Annotated in this window: 13 protein-coding genes; 7 read left to right on the top strand and 6 right to left on the bottom strand. The window is 66.0% G+C overall.

Features of this window, described 5'->3' with window-relative positions:
- Positions 1 to 10: 10 nt before the first annotated feature.
- Positions 11 to 1,435 carry a 4Fe-4S binding protein gene (locus tag KW836_RS26230; protein ID WP_218345169.1) on the top strand — a complete coding sequence of 475 codons (1,425 nt, stop codon included), beginning with the start codon at positions 11 to 13 and terminating at the stop codon, positions 1,433 to 1,435.
- A gap of 74 nt (positions 1,436 to 1,509) precedes the next feature.
- Positions 1,510 to 2,382 (top strand): PhzF family phenazine biosynthesis protein, encoded by an 873-nt coding sequence (locus tag KW836_RS26225; protein WP_218345168.1) that lies wholly within the window; start codon positions 1,510 to 1,512, stop codon positions 2,380 to 2,382.
- Between the two features lie 106 nt (positions 2,383 to 2,488).
- Here the strand turns inward: KW836_RS26225 and KW836_RS26220 are convergent, their stop codons facing one another.
- From KW836_RS26220 to cphA (KW836_RS26200), 5 genes are all read right to left on the bottom strand, one after another.
- Positions 2,489 to 2,827 (bottom strand): BON domain-containing protein, encoded by a 339-nt coding sequence (locus KW836_RS26220; RefSeq protein ID WP_056567736.1) that lies wholly within the window; start codon positions 2,825 to 2,827, stop codon positions 2,489 to 2,491.
- A gap of 74 nt (positions 2,828 to 2,901) precedes the next feature.
- A complete protein-coding gene (locus tag KW836_RS26215) occupies positions 2,902 to 3,066 on the bottom strand; it encodes a DUF1328 domain-containing protein (protein WP_006389411.1) in 165 nt (54 codons plus the stop codon).
- 27 nt (positions 3,067 to 3,093) lie between these two features.
- Positions 3,094 to 3,294, bottom strand: a complete 201-nt coding sequence (locus KW836_RS26210; protein WP_006218180.1) for a CsbD family protein — start codon at positions 3,292 to 3,294, stop codon at positions 3,094 to 3,096.
- Between the two features lie 552 nt (positions 3,295 to 3,846).
- The gene (gene cphA / locus KW836_RS26205; protein WP_175137393.1) at positions 3,847 to 6,417 is read right to left on the bottom strand and encodes a cyanophycin synthetase; all 2,571 of its coding nucleotides are present in this window, start codon (positions 6,415 to 6,417) and stop codon (positions 3,847 to 3,849) included.
- 59 nt (positions 6,418 to 6,476) lie between these two features.
- The gene (gene cphA / locus KW836_RS26200; RefSeq protein ID WP_218345167.1) at positions 6,477 to 9,092 is read right to left on the bottom strand and encodes a cyanophycin synthetase; all 2,616 of its coding nucleotides are present in this window, start codon (positions 9,090 to 9,092) and stop codon (positions 6,477 to 6,479) included.
- A gap of 259 nt (positions 9,093 to 9,351) precedes the next feature.
- On the opposite strand from cphA (KW836_RS26200), the gene KW836_RS26195 reads away from it, so the two are divergent.
- Complete coding sequence (locus tag KW836_RS26195) at positions 9,352 to 11,637, top strand: ABC transporter ATP-binding protein (RefSeq protein ID WP_175122861.1); 2,286 nt, start codon at positions 9,352 to 9,354, stop codon at positions 11,635 to 11,637.
- 21 nt (positions 11,638 to 11,658) lie between these two features.
- Entirely contained in the window at positions 11,659 to 12,129 is a 471-nt protein-coding gene (locus KW836_RS26190) for a DUF1854 domain-containing protein (RefSeq protein ID WP_175122860.1), read from the top strand.
- 27 nt (positions 12,130 to 12,156) lie between these two features.
- On the opposite strand, the gene KW836_RS26185 is transcribed toward KW836_RS26190, so the two are convergent.
- A complete protein-coding gene (locus KW836_RS26185) occupies positions 12,157 to 13,290 on the bottom strand; it encodes a GNAT family N-acetyltransferase (protein ID WP_218345166.1) in 1,134 nt (377 codons plus the stop codon).
- Between the two features lie 96 nt (positions 13,291 to 13,386).
- Here KW836_RS26185 and KW836_RS26180 point away from each other — a divergent pair, with 96 nt between their 5' ends.
- The 3 genes from KW836_RS26180 to KW836_RS26170 are packed head-to-tail and all read left to right on the top strand — an operon-like array spanning position 13,387 to position 16,193.
- Positions 13,387 to 14,211, top strand: a complete 825-nt coding sequence (locus KW836_RS26180; RefSeq protein WP_218345165.1) for a ferritin-like domain-containing protein — start codon at positions 13,387 to 13,389, stop codon at positions 14,209 to 14,211.
- 15 nt (positions 14,212 to 14,226) lie between these two features.
- A complete protein-coding gene (locus KW836_RS26175) occupies positions 14,227 to 14,943 on the top strand; it encodes an MOSC domain-containing protein (protein ID WP_218345164.1) in 717 nt (238 codons plus the stop codon).
- Positions 14,940 to 16,193, top strand: a complete 1,254-nt coding sequence (locus KW836_RS26170; RefSeq protein ID WP_218345163.1) for a lytic murein transglycosylase — start codon at positions 14,940 to 14,942, stop codon at positions 16,191 to 16,193. The genes KW836_RS26175 and KW836_RS26170 overlap by 4 nt, the downstream gene beginning before the upstream one ends.
- The last annotated feature ends 130 nt before the right edge of the window (positions 16,194 to 16,323 follow it).

The raw sequence follows: 16,323 nt of genomic DNA, 5'->3' as shown, positions 1-16,323 counted from the left end.
AGGTTTGACCATGGCTGCTGCACTCGGGAGGGCAACCTCCCGCATCGCCGACTTCCTCCGTGACCATGCCCCGCTGTTGCGCAAGCTGCAGTGGGGCATTGTCGCGTTGTATGCGTTCCTCCTCATCGTGCCGGCGTTGCTGCCGTTGCCCGACAACGCGGCCTCGGTGTTCAACAACCTGACCGTCGTGGCGCAGTTTGCGTTCTGGGGCGTGTGGTGGCCGTTTGTCCTGATCTCGATGCCAATCCTGGGGCGCGCATGGTGCGGCTGGCTGTGTCCCGAAGGGATGCTGACCGAATGGGCCAGCGAGCGCGGCCAGGGCCGGGCCATTCCGAAGTGGATGCGCTGGGGCGGCTGGCCGTTCGTGGCCTTCGCGCTGACGACCATCTACGGTCAGCTGGTCAGCGTCTATCAGTACCCCTTGGCGGTGCTGGCCGTCCTGGGCGGGTCCACCGTGGCAGCCATGATCGTCGGCTGGCGCTACGGGCGCAGCAAGCGCGTGTGGTGCAAGTACCTGTGCCCGGTCAATGGCGTGTTCAACCTGCTGGCCAAGCTGGCGCCCTGGCACTTCAAGGTCGACGAGGAAAAGTGGCGCCATCCCGTCATCCGCATCGAGCCCATCAACTGTGCGCCGCTGGTGCCGCTGCGCCACATGAAGGGCGCGGGCGATTGCCACGTCTGTGGACGGTGCAGTGGCTATCGCGGCGCCATTGCACTGACACCCCGCTCGCCTGAAGAAGAGATCGTGCACGTGGCCGATGGCGATCCGTGGCAGACGGCATTGCTGTGTTTCGGCCTGATGGGCATTGCGATCGGCGCGTTTCTCTGGAGCGCCAGCCCGTGGTTCGTGACGGCCAAGCAATGGGCCGCGACCTGGCTGGTCGAGCACGACATCCTGTGGCCGCTGATGGACAACGCGCCGTGGTTCATCCTGACGCACTACCCGGACGTGAACGACAGCTTTTCGTGGCTGGACGGCGCCGGCATTCTGCTCTTTGTCGTCGGCGCCACGATATGCGTGGGCGGCGCGGCCTTCCTGTCGTTGTGGCTCGCCGACCGCATTGCGCCCGCCGCACCCGTGCCGCCGGCGCCCGTCAATTCCCATGCTGCCCATGCGCCCGTATTGCGCTGGGGGCGGGCCGGCCTGCACAAGCTGGCGCAGGCGCTGATTCCGTCGGCTGGCATTGGCGTGTTTTTGGGCCTGTCCGCCACGACGATCACGCTGCTCAAGCATGAAGGCGTGCAGGCGGCATGGGCGACGCCGGTCCGGTTCACGCTGCTGACCCTGGCGGTGCTGTGGACGCTGCGTCTTTACGCGCGCCTCCTGAATGCGCGTCCGGTCGGCATGGCGCGCAAGGTTGGCGCGGGTCTTGTGCTGGCCGCGGGCCTCGCGCCGTTCTGCATGGCGTGGGTGCTGTTCTTCGCGGTTTGGTAAGCGTTTGACGGGGCCGCTGCGATACAGTGGGGGCTTATCCGGCGCCGCCGGCGTTTTCCTCACTGCTATCCGCCATGGCTTCCTACGCATTTCGCCTACTCAACGTTTTCGCCGCTTCCACATTCAGCGGCAATCAGCTCTGTGTGTTTGAAGACGCGCGCGGCATGGACGACGCCACCATGCTCAATCTTGCGGCGCAATTCAATCTGTCCGAGACCACGTTCATCCTGCCTTCGGATCAAGCCGACGCGCGGGTGCGCGTCTTTACACCGGGCTTTGAAATGAAGTTCGCCGGGCATCCGGCCATTGGCACCGCGCAGGTCGTGCGCGACCTGAGGCAGACCGGCGACGCGTTGACGCTGGAATTTCAGGCGGGTGTCGTGCCGCTTACTGCCATTGGCGACGCGTGGACCTTCACCGCGCCGTGTCCGGGTGGGGTGCGCACCGCCGCGCCCAAGTTGGATCCCGCCGGCATCGCCGGACTGGTGGGCCTGGGCGAAAACGACCTGCTGGCCGACCCGATCTGGGTGGATACCGGTGCGGACCAGTTGCTCGTGCCGCTTGCCAGCGTGGACGCAGTGCGCCGGGCCAAGCCGGACGCGTCGCTGCTCAGCCGCTGGCAGACCAGCAGCCTCGAACGCAAGTCGCTCTATCTGTTTGCGTTTGACGAAGGCAATGTCCAGGCGGGCCGACAGGTCGTCGTGGCCCGCTACTTTTACGCCACGCCGGGCGGTGCGATCAACGAAGATCCCGGCACCGGTTCGGCTTGCGCCAATCTCGGCGGCTGGCTCCTGCATCGCAAGGCCGCGCTGCCCGCCAGCGTGCTGGTGGAGCAAGGCGACCAGACCGGCCGCCCCTGCCGCCTGCAGTTGGATGTCTCGACCGATGGCCGCATCCAGGTGGGCGGACGCGCGCTGGAAATCGGCCGCGGCGCCGTCACGCTGTAGCAGAGCGCAAATCCCAAAGCGAGCATGTAAAAGCCAAACGTGAAAACGGCGCCTGTTTGCACAGGCGCCGTTTTCAAATCAGGCGTCGATCAGATCGATGCCTTGATTACTTGCGGTTCTTGGCCGGATCAACCTTGATGTTGTTCTTGACCTGCTTCACGCCTTCAACGCCACGGGCGACCTTGGCGGCGTGATCCGCTTCGGCAGCGGTGCCGACGGTGCCGGTCAGCGTGGCTTCGCCGTTGTTGGTTTCGACGGCGATTTCCAGGGCGCTCAGCTGCTTGTCGGCGACAAAGGCGGCCTTGACCTTGGTGGTCACGGTGGCGTCGGACGCGTATTCACCCACGGACTGTTTCGGCTTGCCGTCATCGGCGGCAAAAGCCATGGAAGTGAAGACAGCGCCAGTACCCAGTGCGGCGGCGGCGATCAGCTTGCGAATTTCCATAGTAATGCTCCTTTTTATTGGTGTTCAGCGCGTTCGTGACGCTATGACGATCTACTAAAGCTCAGATGCGGGTTCTATTTCTTGCGGAAGGCGCCGCCCAGAATGGACAGGAGAGCCAGGACCAGAAAGACGAAGAACAGGATCTTGGCAATCCCCGCGGCGCCGGCGGCGATGCCGCCGAACCCCAGGACAGCCGCGATGATCGCGATAACGAAGAAAACTACGGCGTAATGCAACATGTCAGCTTCTCCTGGTGGTTATGGGAATCAGGGATTGCGGTCGAAGAAGTCGCGGACTTCCTTTTGCGCCTCATCCTTGGTCTTGCCGTAGCGTTCCTGGATCAGACCAGCCAGACGCTCGGCGTTGCCTTCGGTGCGGGTCAGTTCGTCGTCGGTGAGTTCACCCCAAGCCGCCTTGGCCTTGCCCGTCAGTTGCTTCCACTTTCCGGCGATGATGTCGTTGTTCATGGTGACCTCTCTCTGGTTTCGTGCGGCGGCAGGTTCATGGCCTATGAAGCTGCCGGAACGCGGTGTGTTGGGAACTGATCAGCTAGGTTCTAAGCTACGAGTCGCCCCCTGGGGCTGTCAAACCACGCTGTGGAGAAATGTAACTGCGCCGCCTCTGAAAATGCCCCGGGTTTGAGACGAGAAAACGCGTTCCGGGCGCACGAAGGTCGAGTTACATTTGAGCAACCATTTGACCCCTTTTGTGCGTGGCTAGTAACCGATCCGCTCTCGAAACCCACTGCTGGCGCGGCTGGCCGGGCAGGGCGCATGCCGGTATAGTCCACACGGAACCGGCTGGCGGTTCGCCACGTAAAGGGAGAAAAGCTCGCATGACGAAACGACTTTGCAGCGCCATCTTGCTGGCGCTTGGCGCCATGGCAGCCGTGGGGTGCACGCACGTGACGGACCGGTATCAGGCCTCGGCGCCCATCGCATCCGCCCACGGCTGATGGCATCGCAAGACGAAAAAAAACGGGGCGCCTGAGCGCCCCGTCCGCATTTGCGCCGAGCCGTTCAGGGCTGGGCGATGCGCTTGGCGATGTGGTCCAGCGCTTCTTCCACCTGATCGACCAGAATCAGGCACAGATCGCCCGAATGCAGGCGCGCCAGCGCCGTGTCGATCGCCACGAACTCACCATGGATCTCGTCGATCTGCGTGGTGCGGCTGGCGCCCACCAGACCCTGCTGCAGCAGCGCCAGCACTTCGCCGTCCGCGCGGCCGCGTTGGCACTGGTCCTGGTAGAGCAGCACGTCGTCGAAGGCGGCGCCCAGGATCTCGGTCTGCATGCGGATGTCTTCGTCGCGGCGGTCGCCCGCGCCACTGATGACGACCGAGCGGCGCTTGGCCGGCATGGCGTCCACGGCACGCACCAGCGCCTGGATGGCGTCGGGGTTGTGGCCGTAGTCGGCGATCACCGTGGCGCCGCGGTAGTCGAACACGTTGAAGCGGCCAGGAGCCGTCTGCGCGTCGTTGACGAACGTGGCCAGGCCGCGGCGCACGACATCCCAGCCCAGGTCCAGCGCCCATGCCGCCGCAATGGAAGCCATCGCGTTCTCGACCTGGAAGGTGATCGTGCCGTTGCGCGTGAGCGGGATCTCGGCCAGTGGGAAACGCACCTCGTCGGCGCCTTGCGCCGCCACGATGGCATCGCCATCGCGGTAGACCGAACGCAGGCCCTGCGCGCGATGCGTGGCCAGCACGGGATGGTTGCGGTCTTCGGCAAAGTAGGTGATTGAGCCCGGGCAGCTTGCGGCCATCTCGGCCACGATGGGATCGGCCGCGTTCAGCACTGCCATGCCCGACGGATGCACGTGCTGCACGATGACGCGCTTGACCACGGCCAGGTCCTCGACCGTACTGATGTAGCCGAGCCCCAGGTGGTCGCCCATGCCGATGTTGGTGACGATGGCGACGTTGCAGCGGTCAAACGCCAGGCCTTCGCGCAGGATGCCGCCGCGCGCGGTTTCAAACACCGCGGCGTCCACGTCCGGGTGCATCAGCACGCTGCGCGCGCTGCGCGGGCCGCTGCAGTCGCCGGTGTCGATGCGCAGGTTGTCGACGTACACGCCGTCGGAGTTCGTCATGCCCACGCGGTTGCCGGCTGCGCCCAGCAGGTGCGCGGTCAGGCGGACCGTGGTGGTCTTGCCGTTGGTGCCCGCGACGGCCACGACCGGAATGCGGCCGTCGTCGCCGTCCGCGAACATGTTGGCGATGATGGCTTCGCCCACCGCGCGGCCCTTGCCGAACGAGGGGTTCAGGTGCATGCGCAAGCCAGGCGCGGCGTTGACTTCCACGACGCCACCGTGCTGCTCTTCAAGCGGGTATTGCACCGTTTCGGCCACCACGTCCACGCCGCAGATGTCCAGGCCGATCATGCGGGCCGCGGACACCGCGCGCGCCGCCATTTCGGGGTGGACCTCGTCGGTGACGTCGGTGGCGGAGCCGCCGGTGCTCAGGTTGGCGTTGTTGCGCAGGAAGATCAGCGTGCCGGAGGGCGGCACGGAATCGGCGTCAAAGCCTTGTTTTTTCAGCGTCGCCAGGGCGATGTCGTCGAAACGGATCTTCGTCAGCGAGGTGGCATGGCCGTCGCCGCGCAACGGGTCGGCGTTGACCTGGTCCACCAGTTGGCGGATAGTCTGCTGCCCGTCGCCCGTGACTTGCGGCGGATCGCGGCGCGACGCCGCGACCAGCGCGCCGCCCACCACTAGCAGGCGGAAATCGTGGCCCGGAATGTAGCGTTCGACGATGACCTCGGAGCTGATCTCTTCGGCCACTTCAAAGGCCTGGATCACGCGCTCGCGGGTTTCGATGTTGACCGCGACGCCACGGCCCTGGCTGCCGTCGCGCGGCTTGACCACGACCGGGCCGCCCAGTTCCTGCGCCGCTTCCCAGGCCTCTTCGGCGGTGGTCACCGAACGGCCCATCGGCACCGGCACGCCCGCGGCGTCCAGCAGCATCTTGGTCAGGTCCTTGTCCTGGGCGATGGATTCGGAGATGGCGCTGGTCAGGTCGGTTTCGGCGGCCTGGATGCGGCGCTGCTTGCTGCCCCAGCCAAACTGGACCATGCTGCCTTGCGTGAGGCGGCGGTAGGGGATGTTGCGCGCGGTGGCGGCGTTCACGATGGAGCCGGTGCTGGGCCCCAGGCGCACGTCTTCGTCCAGCTCGCGCAGACGCTTCAGGGCGTCGGCAATGTCGAACGGCGTGTCATCGAGCGCGGCGCGCACGAGGTCCTGCGCCAGTTCCATCGCCAGCTTGCCGACTTCTTCTTCGCTGTACTCGACCACGACCTGGAACACGCCCGGTTCGATGGTGGAGGCGGTGCGGCCGAACGTGACGGGGCAGCCGGCGTGCGCCTGCATCGTCAGCGCGACGATCTGCAGCACGTGGGCGATGGACACCGCGCCCTGGTGACCTTCGGGGCGCAGCAGGCCGGTTTGCGGCAGCCGCGCGCGCAGGCGGGCTTCGAACTCGGGCAGGTTGTCGATGGAGCATTCGGCATCGCCGCAGGACACGATGGCCTCGATGGCGGTGTTCTTGCTCCACAGATTGGGGCCGCGCAATGCTCGGATTCGGGAGACTTCCATGGCAGGGTTTCCTGTCGTCTGACGCGCGTCCGCCGGGGGCGGCCGCGCGCCTAATAAGGTCAGTTTTGTTGGATCCAGCGGCGGACCAGATCGATGGTCGGTCCGGAGAACGCCTCGTCGGACTGCAGCAGGGCGAAGTCGCCGGCGCCGATGCCGTCCAGCACGCTGGCAATGGCCTTGCCGTGGTCGGGCTCGTCCTGGATGTCCTTGACGCGGCTGCCTTGCGCCAGGCCCTGGCGGAGCAGCGCGCGCGCTTCGCCGTCGGGGCGCTTGCTGCGCACGGTCGCGTCGTCATACAGAACCACGCGGTCGAAGGCGTCGCCAAGGAGCTTGCCCTGTTCGATCAGGTCCGCGTCGCGGCGGTCTGCGCCGGCCGAGTAGACGGCAGCGCGCCGGGCGGACGGGAACTGGTCGATGGCCGTGAGCAGCGGACGCAGCCCCGAGGCGTTGTGCACGTCGTCCACCACGACCGTGGCGCCATTGCGCTCGAACAGCGTGAACTGCCACGGCGCGTCGGCCTGGTCGATGTCGAAGGTCTCGATGCCGGCGCGGATCAGTTCCACCGGAATATCCAGCGCCCACGCCGAACCCACGGCTGCCAGCACGTTTTCAACCTGGAAGGCCACGCGGCCGCCATGTGTCAGCGGGATGGCGGCGACGTCGGCCAGGCGTTCTTCCTGGCTGCCCTGCGCCAAGACGATGCTGCCGTCGCGCACGAACACGGCGCGTCCGTCCTGGGCGAGGTGCTGGACGATGGCGGGCAGGGCGGGATCGATGCCGAAGAAGATCACGCCGCCGTCGCAGAGCTCGGCCATTTCGACCACGCGCGGATCGCGCGCGTTCAGCACGGCCACGCCATCGGGCAGGACCACGTCCACCTGCGTGCGGAACACGTTGAACAGGCGTTCCGTTTCGTTGATGTCGAAGTCGCCGAGATGATCGCCGTCGTCGATGTTGGTGACCACGCCGACCTGGCAGCGGTCGTAGGCCAGGCCCTGGCCAAGGATCACGCCGCTGTCGTTCTCGATGACGGCGGCGTCCACGTTGCGGTTCATGAGCAGGCGCGTGCCCGACGCGAAGTCGGCGCGGTCGCCCTTTTGAACGAGACGACGGTCCAGGTAAAGCCCTTCGCTGCACGCGAGGCCGGTGCGCTTCCCGGACAGGTGCAAGAGGCGCGCGACGAGACGGGCGACGACGGTCTTGCCGTTGGTGCCGGTCACGCCCACGATGGGAATGCGGCCCGCGTCGCCCTCGGGGAAGAGGTGGTCGACGATGGCGCGGCCCACGGGACGCGGCGTGCCGTCGGCGGGCTTCAAGTGCATCAGCAGGCCCGGTCCGGCGTTGACTTCGACGATGGCGCCGCGCTGTTCATCCAGCGGGCGCGTGATGTCTTCGGCCACGAGGTCCACGCCGGCGATGTCCAGGCCGACGATGCGCGCGGCCAGCGTCACGGTGGCGGCCACGCTGGGGTGGACGCGGTCGGTCACGTCGAACGCGACGTTGCCGCTGCGCTGCACCAGCACGCGCTGGCCTTCGGGCGGCACGCTGTCTTCCGACAGGCCCTGGCGCGCGATCTCCAGCCGGGCGGCGGAATCCAGGCGCACGGGATTGAGCGGATGGTTCTCGGTCCGGCCGCGGCGCGGGTCGGTATTGATCTGGCTGTCGATGAGTTCGGTGATGGTCGACTTGCCGTCGCCCGTCACCCACGCCGGTTCGCCGGCGGCCGCCGCGACCATGCGGTTGCCCACCACCAGCAAGCGATGTTCGTTGCCCAGCACGAAGCGTTCGACGATAACGCCGCTGCCTTCGTCCACGGCGACGCGATAGGCCGAGACCACTTCCTCGCGCGTCGTCAGATTGGTGAAGACGCCGCGGCCATGGTTGCCGTCGTAGGGCTTGACCACCACGGGCAGGCCGATGTCCTCGGCGGCGTCCCACGCGTCTTCCTCGCTTTCAACGAGACGCCCCTCAGGCACCGGCACGCCGCAGGTCGACAGCAGTTCCTTGGTCAGGTCCTTGTCGCGTGAAATGCCTTCGGCGATGGCGCTGGTGCGATCGGTTTCGGCCGTCCAGATGCGGCGCTGCGCCGAGCCGTAGCCGAATTGGACGAGGTTGCCCTCAAAAAGACGGATATACGGAATATCGCGATCATCGGCCGCATCGACGATGCAGGCCGTGCTGGGGCCGAGGCAGTGGCGGTCGACCAGGCTGCGCAGCTTGGCCACGGTGGCGGGCACGTCGAACGGCCGGTCCTCGATGGCGGCCATGACGAGGTCGCGCGCTTCGTTCAATGCAGTGCGGGTGACCTGTTCCTGCCAGGCGCGCACGACGACCTTGTAGACGCCGCGCTTGGAGGTTTCGCGGGCCTTGCCGAAGCCGCCGCGCAAGCCGGCCAGGTTCTGCAATTCAAGGGTGACGTGTTCAAGAATGTGGCCGGGCCACGTGCCTTCTTTAAGGCGGGCAAGAAAACCGCCCCGCACGCCGGGGCTGCATCGATGTTCGATCAGCGTCGGCAGCCATTCCGTCAGGCGCTCATAAAATCCGGGAATCGTGTTGGAGGGGTAATCCTCCAGTTCACCGATATCCACCCATGCTTCAAGGACCGGACGATACGTCCAAATGTTCGGGCCGCGCAAAGCCACGACATCGATAAATTCAATGTCTTTCTTTTTCATGTTTTAATTCGCTCGAGAAGCAGGTTGGCACGCGCGGACGCCCCTATGCAAAACCGCGATTTTATTGGGGTTGCGCCTTAAGAATAATGCCAACGAGTGGGGGATCCCAGATGTTCCTAATTAGAAAAATCGGCTGATACTATACGACGCCTTCATGGCGTGAACTCGTTGTGTTGTAAGGAAGGGACACGTTTGCCGCCGATGGCGTCAAACCGGTTGCCGCCTAGTAGGGCAGAGTCCTGGCCCGGTATGCGTTCCAATGAAAAAACCACACCTGCTTTCCGGCCTTGCCGACGCATTTCCTGCCCGCTGGCGGGATGAAATCCGCACCGAAGTGGCGGATGACGAAACCCTTCTGGCCTGGGTCGAAATAGACCTCGATCAGCGTTTGAAATTCCAGCCGGGTCTGGTCGCCGTGACCGATAAACGGCTGATCGCCCGCCTTCCCGACGATTCCGGTTGGGAATCCTGGCCATACGGCCCTCAATTGAAGCTATCCCTCAGCGATCATGCCGGCGCCGCCGTGCTGGAGCTGCACGACGACACCGGCCGTCTGGGCGTCTGGCGATTCACGCTGGCTTGCAATCCCGCGGCGCTGCGGCTGTTGGCCCAGTTTGAAACGCAGCAGTCGATTCGTCTGTCGGGCAAGCCGGCCGAAGCGCTGGAAGAACGCACCTGCACGATCTGTAATAACGTCATTCCCGCGGGCGAGGAAGAATGCCCGACGTGCAATCAGGAACAGGCCGCGCCGTCGACCACCTGGGCGCTCTTGCGGCTGTGGCGTTTTGCGCGGCCTTACCGCGGTCCGTTGTTTGCCGGGTTTCTGCTGACGCTGCTCGGCACCGCGGCCACGCTGGTGCCGCCGTACCTGACGATGCCGCTGATGGACGACGTGCTGATTCCGTTCCAGAACGGTGCGCCCATTGATTACAGCCTCGTGCGGCTTTATCTGGGTGGCCTGTTGGGATCGGCCATTCTGGCGTGGGGGCTGGGTTGGGCGCGCACGTATATTCTGGCGTGGGTCAGCGAACGCATCGGCGCGGATCTGCGCACCACCACTTACGCGCACCTGCAGCAACTGTCGCTTGAGTATTTCGGCGGCAAGCGCACCGGCGATCTGATTTCTCGCATCGGTAGCGAAACCGACCGCATTTGCGTATTCCTGTCGCTGCACCTGCTGGACTTCGCCACCGACATTCTCATGATCGCCATGACGGCGGTCATTCTGATCAGCATCAATCCGTGGCTTGCGCTGGTCACGCTGGTGCCGCTGCCGTTCATCATCTGGATGATCCACGCGGTGCGCGACCGCTTGCGGCACGGCTTCGAAAAGGTCGACCGCATCTGGTCCGAGATCACGAACGTGCTGGCCGACACCATTCCCGGCATTCGCGTGGTCAAGGCATTTGCGCAGGAAAAGCGCGAGGTCGCGCGTTTCCGCGAAGCCAACAACCGCAACCTGGAAGTCAACGATCGCGTCAACACGACGTGGTCGCTGTTCTCGCCGACGGTCACGCTGCTGACTGAAGTTGGCCTGTTGGTGGTGTGGATCTTCGGCATCTGGCAGGTGTCGCAAAAGCAGATCACCGTGGGTGTGCTGGCCGCGTTCCTGGCGTATATCGGGCGCTTCTACATGCGCCTGGATTCCATGAGCCGCATCGTGTCGGTCACGCAGAAGGCTGCCGCTGGCGCCAAGCGTATCTTCGACATCCTGGACCACGTGTCCAGTGTGCCGGAACCCCAAAACCCCGCCAAGCTGCCGCATATCAACGGCCGCATCGAACTGCGCGACGTGGGCTTTCGCTACGGCAACCGCCAGGTCATCCGCGGGTTGAATCTGACGATCGCCCCGGGCGAAATGATCGGGCTCGTGGGCCACAGCGGTTCGGGCAAGAGCACGCTGATCAACCTGATCTGCCGTTTCTACGACGTATCCGAAGGCGCCGTGATGGTGGATGGCGCGGACATCCGTTCGGTCCGCGTGGCCGACTACCGGCGCAATATCGGGCTGGTGCTGCAGGAGCCGTTCCTGTTCTTTGGCACCATTGCCGAGAACATCGCTTACGGCAGGCCGGACGCCACGCGCGACGAGATCGTGGCTGCGGCGCGCGCCGCGCATGCGCACGAATTCATCCTGCGCCTGCCGCACGGCTACGACTCGCTGGTGGGCGAGCGCGGCCAGGCCTTGTCCGGCGGCGAACGCCAGCGCATCTCGATTGCGCGCGCCCTGTTGATCGACCCGCGCATCCTGATTCTTGATGAAGCGACGTCGTCGGTGGACACCACGACCGAGAAAGAAATTCAGAAGGCCCTGGACAACCTGGTCCGCGGCCGCACCACCATCGCGATTGCGCACCGCCTGAGCACGCTGCGCAAGGCCGACCGGCTGGTGGTCCTGGACCGCGGCCAGATCGTGGAGCAGGGACCGCACGAAGAACTGATGGCCCGCGAGGGCGCCTACTATCGCCTGTATCAGGCGCAGGCGCGCCAGGCGGAAGCCGACGCCCAGGCGTCGGGCAGCGAAGACATGGCCGCCGTGGCCTGACGCGGAAACGGAACTCTCGCCATGACCTTGCCGTTCTTTCAATTGCGCCGCAACGCCTTCGGACGCCTGGAGTTCCAGTCCGCCGACGGCGAATCGCATGAAGGTGTCATCCCGGTGCGCGCCTTCCCGATCAGCGAGGCCGGACGCGGACTGTCGCTGGTGACCAGCGACGGGCACGAGCTGCTGTGGATCGAACATCTGTCCGACGTCCCCGCCGAGCCGCGTGCGCTGATCGAAGAAGAACTCGCCAGCCGCGAGTTCATGCCCGAAATCCGCAAGCTGTCCAGCGTGTCCACCTACGCCACGCCCAGCGTCTGGAAGGTGGATACCGACCGCGGTCCAACGTCGTTCACGCTACGCGGCGAAGAAGACATCCGCCGCCTGTCCGCCCAGACGCTGCTTATTGCCGACAACCACGGCATCTTCTATCTGGTGCGCGACATCCAGTCGCTGGATAAGCACAGCCGCAAGCTGCTGGACCGCTTTCTCTGACGGCAAGGCGATCGTACAACGCCGGTGTCAGGCACCCCGCCCCTTGAACGGCGTGTGCGATTCCAGTTCCCCCAGATAGTCCGTCACCGCGGCGGTTTCCTCATCCAGGAAGTTCTGGATCGCCTCGGCGAACCCTGGGTGCGCCACCCAGTGCGCTGACCACGTCGGCGTGGGCAGCAGGCCGCGCGCCATCTTGTGTTCGCCCTGCGCGCCGCCCTCGAAGCGCGCAATGCCATGCGCGATGCAATAGGCGATGGACTGCATGTAGCAGGTCTCGAAGTGCAGCCCCGGTACGTATTCCGTCGCGCCCCAATACCGGCCATATAACGCGTCGCCCCCCCCCAGGTTGAGCGCCGACGCGACCGGCACGCCGTCGCGTTCGGCCAGGATCAACACGAAAGCATCGGGCTGGTCGCGGTATGCCTGTTCGAAGAACTCGCGGCTCAGATAGGGCGGGTTGCCGTGGTCGAAGTAAGTGCGGCAATAGCAGCCGTAGAAGAACTCCAGTTCCTCCGCGCCGATCTCGGCGCCGCGCAGCCAGCGGAAGGTGAGGCCCGCGGCGGCGACCTTCTTGCGGTCCTGGCGGATCTTCTTGCGCTTGTCATGGCTCATGGTGGCCAGGAATGCGTCGAAGTCGGCGTAGCCCGCGTTGGTCCAGTGGAACTGCACGCTCTCGCGGATCATGAAGCCCGCCTCGCGCAGCGCGCGCACGTCGGCGTCGGCCGGAAACAGCAGGTGCAACGACGACACGTTGACCTCTTCGGCAAACGCCACCAGACCGCGCACCAGCGTTGCGCGGTCTTCGTCGTTGGCGGCCAGCAGCCGCGGGCCGGTGACCGGCGTGAACGGAATGGCCGACAACAGCTTGGGGTAGTAGCGCATGCCGTGCCGCTGGAAGGCGTCGGCCCACGCGTAATCGAACACGTACTCGCCGCGCGAATGCGACTTCAGGTAAAGCGGCACCGCGCCTGCCAGCACGTCGTCGCGCCACAGCGCCATGAAATGCGGCGCCCAACCCGTCTGTCGCGACGCGCAGCCCGTGTCGTGCAGGGCAAGCAGAAAGGCGTGCCGCAGAAAGGGTTGGTCTCCGGCCAGCGCGTCCCATTGCCGGGCGTCGATGCGGGACAGATCGGTTTCCAAGGTAAGGCGCAGGGGATCCATCCGCGAATGATAAAGTCTTCGGCAGCGCATGGCGCGCAAGCCATGGCAACGACAGGGATTTGAGGCGTCCACGCGGCGCCCGGGAACGACGGCAATATGGACAGCAGCAAGACTGCCCACGGCGGGCAGGATGACGATGCGCACGGCATGCGCGAGCAGGCGCTGGCGGCGCTGGCCGCCACGGCATGGCCCGACAAGCTGGCGCGCGTGCGCGCCATCGCCGACGACGCCCGGCTGGATTGCGAGCGCGTTCTTGCGCCCGTCGCGGGACTGCCCGGCCGCCCGGCAAGGCCCGAACTGGTCGCGCCGGGCGAGGTCAGGCAGCGGTCCATGGCCACGCCGGAAGGCAGGGCAGCGCTCCTGCACGCGCTGGCCCACATCGAATTCAACGCCGTGAACCTTGCGCTGGACATCATGTGGCGGTTTGCCGGCATGCCCGAGGCGTTCTACCGCGACTGGCTGCGCGTGGCGCGCGAAGAAGCGCTGCATTTCGACCTGCTGCGTCAGCGCCTGGACACGTTGGGCTATGCCTACGGCGACTTCCCCGCGCACAACGGATTGTGGGATATGGCCGAGCGCACGCAGGACGACCTGCTGGCGCGCCTGGCCCTCGTGCCGCGCACGCTGGAAGCGCGCGGCCTGGATGCGTCGCCGATGATCCGCAACAAGCTGGCGGGCGCGGGCGACGCGCAAAGCGCCGCCATCGTCGACATCATCCTGCGCGACGAGATCGGCCACGTCGCCATCGGCAACCATTGGTACAAGCAGCAGTGCGCGCAGGCGGGCAAGGAGCCGGTGGCCTGCTATGCCGAACTGGCGGCGCGCTATCAGGCGCCGCGCCTGCGCGGCCCATTCAACCTGGAGGCGCGGCGCGCCGCCGGATTCGACGACGACGAGCTTGCCGCGCTGCAGGCCGGCTGAAGGGACGACGGGAAAATGGACATCACAATCGACGCGCTGCTGACGGGCGCCGTGCGGCCGCTGGGCGATTCGGGGCGCGACAGCGGCATCGACAAGCACCCGGTCGCCGAGCGGCGCTGGCTCGGTCTGGAAGGACTGGACGGCGACGCGCAGGCAGACCGGCGCTTTCACGGCGGGCCGGAGAAGGCGCTGCACCACTACGCGCGCGACCACTATCCCGCCTGGCTGCAGACGCTGGGCGAACGCACGGTGCTGCGCGCGCCCGGCGCGTTCGGCGAAAACCTTTCCACCACCGGCCTGACCGAAAGCGACGTGTGCGTGGGCGACGTCTATCGCGCGGGCACCGCGTTGATCCAGGTATCGCAGGCGCGCCAGCCGTGCTGGAAGCTGGATCACCGGTTCCAGCACAAGGGCATGGCCGCGCAGGTACAGGCCAGCGGCATGACGGGCTGGTATTACCGCGTGCTGCAAACCGGCTGGCTGGCGCCCGGCGACTCGCTGACGCTGCAAAAGCGGCTGCATCCGCAGTGGTCGCTGGCGCGGGTGCAGGACATCCTGAACCGCCGCGTGCTGGACCCAGACGTGCTGCACGCGCTGGCCGCGCTGCCCGAGCTGTCGCCGAACTGGCGCGCGCTCTTTGAAAAGCGCGCGCGCGCCGGCGAAGTCGAAGACTGGACGCGGCGCCTGCAAGGCGATGCCGCCATCGCCCCTCCCGAGGAATCCCAAGCATGAAATCCCTGTTGCGCCGCTCGCGGTCGAACACTGCTGTAAATCGCGCGTTGACCGCCGCCGCGATCACGACCGCCGCGCTGATTGTGCCGGTGCCGCCGGCGCTGGCCGCCGGCGACTTTGCCGCCTGCCTGTCGCAGTTGCGCGCGCCCGCCTTGAAGGCCGGCGTGTCGGCGGCGACGTTCGACACGCACACCGCAAACCTCTCACCCGACATGGCGGTGATCGACCTGCTGGACGCGCAGCCGGAGTTCAAGACGCCCATCTGGGACTACATGGCGGGCCTGGTGGACGACGAACGCGTGGCAGATGGAAAGGCCGGCATGGCGCGGTGGCAGGCCGAACTGGACCGGGCGTCGCAGCGTTATGGCGTGGACCCGGCCACGATTGCCGCGGTGTGGGGCGTGGAAAGCAACTTCGGCCGCACGCTGGGCGGACGGCCGCTGCTGACGTCCTTGTCGACGCTGTCGTGCTATGGCCGGCGCCAAGCGTATTTCCGGGGCGAATTCATCTCCACCCTTAAGATCATCCAGGACGAACACATCGCACCAGAGCGCCTGGTTGGCTCGTGGGCCGGCGCGTTTGGCCAGACGCAGTTCATGCCGTCGACCTATCTGCGGCTGGCGGTGGACTTTGACGGCGACGGCAGGCGCGATCTGGTCGACAGCGTGCCGGACGCGCTGGCATCCACGGCGAATTTCCTGAAGCGCGCGGGCTGGAATCCGGCGCTGGCGTGGGGCTACGAGGTCAGGTTGCCCGCGAAACTGGACACGTCCGGCGCGGGCCGCAAGAACAAGCGGCCCATGTCGTCGTGGGTGAAACAGGGCGTGACGCGCGCCGATGGACAGGCGCTGCCAGGCGGCGATATGCCGGCGGGTCTGCTGCTGCCGGCGGGCCGCAACGGTCCGGCGTTTCTGGTGACGCGCAATTTCGATGCCCTGTATTCCTACAACGCCGCCGAAAGTTATGCGCTGGCCATTGCGCATCTGTCCGACCGCCTGCGCGGCGGCGGCCCGCTGACCCAGGCCTGGCCCACGGACGATCCCGGGCTGTCGCGCGCCGAAAGGCGCGAACTGCAGCGCCTGCTGATCGCGCGGGGCTATGAGCTGGGCGAGCCCGACGGCATGATCGGCGCTCGCACGCGCCAGGCCTTGCAGGCCGCCCAGCGCGAACTCGGCCTGCCGCCAGACGGACGCGCCGGCCAGAAGGCCCTTAAGGCGCTCAGGACGTCGACGGCCACGCCGAAGGGATGAACCGAAAGCCCTATCCAAAAGCATGAGCCGCCCGCGCGATTTACAACTTTTGCAAAGTCGTCGCGGGCGGCAACAGCATTGCCGCGCACCGCGCTTTTCATCGGCCTATACTGATTTCCCGACTTTTTCA

The sequence above is a fragment of the Achromobacter sp. ACM05 genome, from assembly GCF_019218915.1.
GTDB lineage: Bacteria > Pseudomonadota > Gammaproteobacteria > Burkholderiales > Burkholderiaceae_B > Achromobacter > Achromobacter animicus.
Note: the sequence above shows the minus strand (reverse complement) of the source record. Positions and strands in the feature narration are given on the sequence as shown.

Excerpts from the sequence above, each read along its gene's own strand:
- KW836_RS26210 (WP_006218180.1), bottom strand. The coding sequence starts at position 3,294 with ATGAACAACGACATCATCGCCGGAAAGTGGAAGCAACTGACGGGCAAG.
- KW836_RS26170 (WP_218345163.1), top strand. The coding sequence starts at position 14,940 with ATGAAATCCCTGTTGCGCCGCTCGCGGTCGAACACTGCTGTAAATCGC.
- KW836_RS26180 (WP_218345165.1), top strand. The coding sequence starts at position 13,387 with ATGGACAGCAGCAAGACTGCCCACGGCGGGCAGGATGACGATGCGCAC.
- KW836_RS26185 (WP_218345166.1), bottom strand. The coding sequence starts at position 13,290 with ATGGATCCCCTGCGCCTTACCTTGGAAACCGATCTGTCCCGCATCGAC.
- cphA (WP_218345167.1), bottom strand. The coding sequence starts at position 9,092 with ATGAAAAAGAAAGACATTGAATTTATCGATGTCGTGGCTTTGCGCGGC.
- KW836_RS26190 (WP_175122860.1), top strand. The coding sequence starts at position 11,659 with ATGACCTTGCCGTTCTTTCAATTGCGCCGCAACGCCTTCGGACGCCTG.
- KW836_RS26220 (WP_056567736.1), bottom strand. The coding sequence starts at position 2,827 with ATGGAAATTCGCAAGCTGATCGCCGCCGCCGCACTGGGTACTGGCGCT.
- KW836_RS26225 (WP_218345168.1), top strand. The coding sequence starts at position 1,510 with ATGGCTTCCTACGCATTTCGCCTACTCAACGTTTTCGCCGCTTCCACA.
- KW836_RS26175 (WP_218345164.1), top strand. The coding sequence starts at position 14,227 with ATGGACATCACAATCGACGCGCTGCTGACGGGCGCCGTGCGGCCGCTG.
- KW836_RS26230 (WP_218345169.1), top strand. The coding sequence starts at position 11 with ATGGCTGCTGCACTCGGGAGGGCAACCTCCCGCATCGCCGACTTCCTC.
- KW836_RS26195 (WP_175122861.1), top strand. The coding sequence starts at position 9,352 with ATGAAAAAACCACACCTGCTTTCCGGCCTTGCCGACGCATTTCCTGCC.
- KW836_RS26215 (WP_006389411.1), bottom strand. The coding sequence starts at position 3,066 with ATGTTGCATTACGCCGTAGTTTTCTTCGTTATCGCGATCATCGCGGCT.
- cphA (WP_175137393.1), bottom strand. The coding sequence starts at position 6,417 with ATGGAAGTCTCCCGAATCCGAGCATTGCGCGGCCCCAATCTGTGGAGC.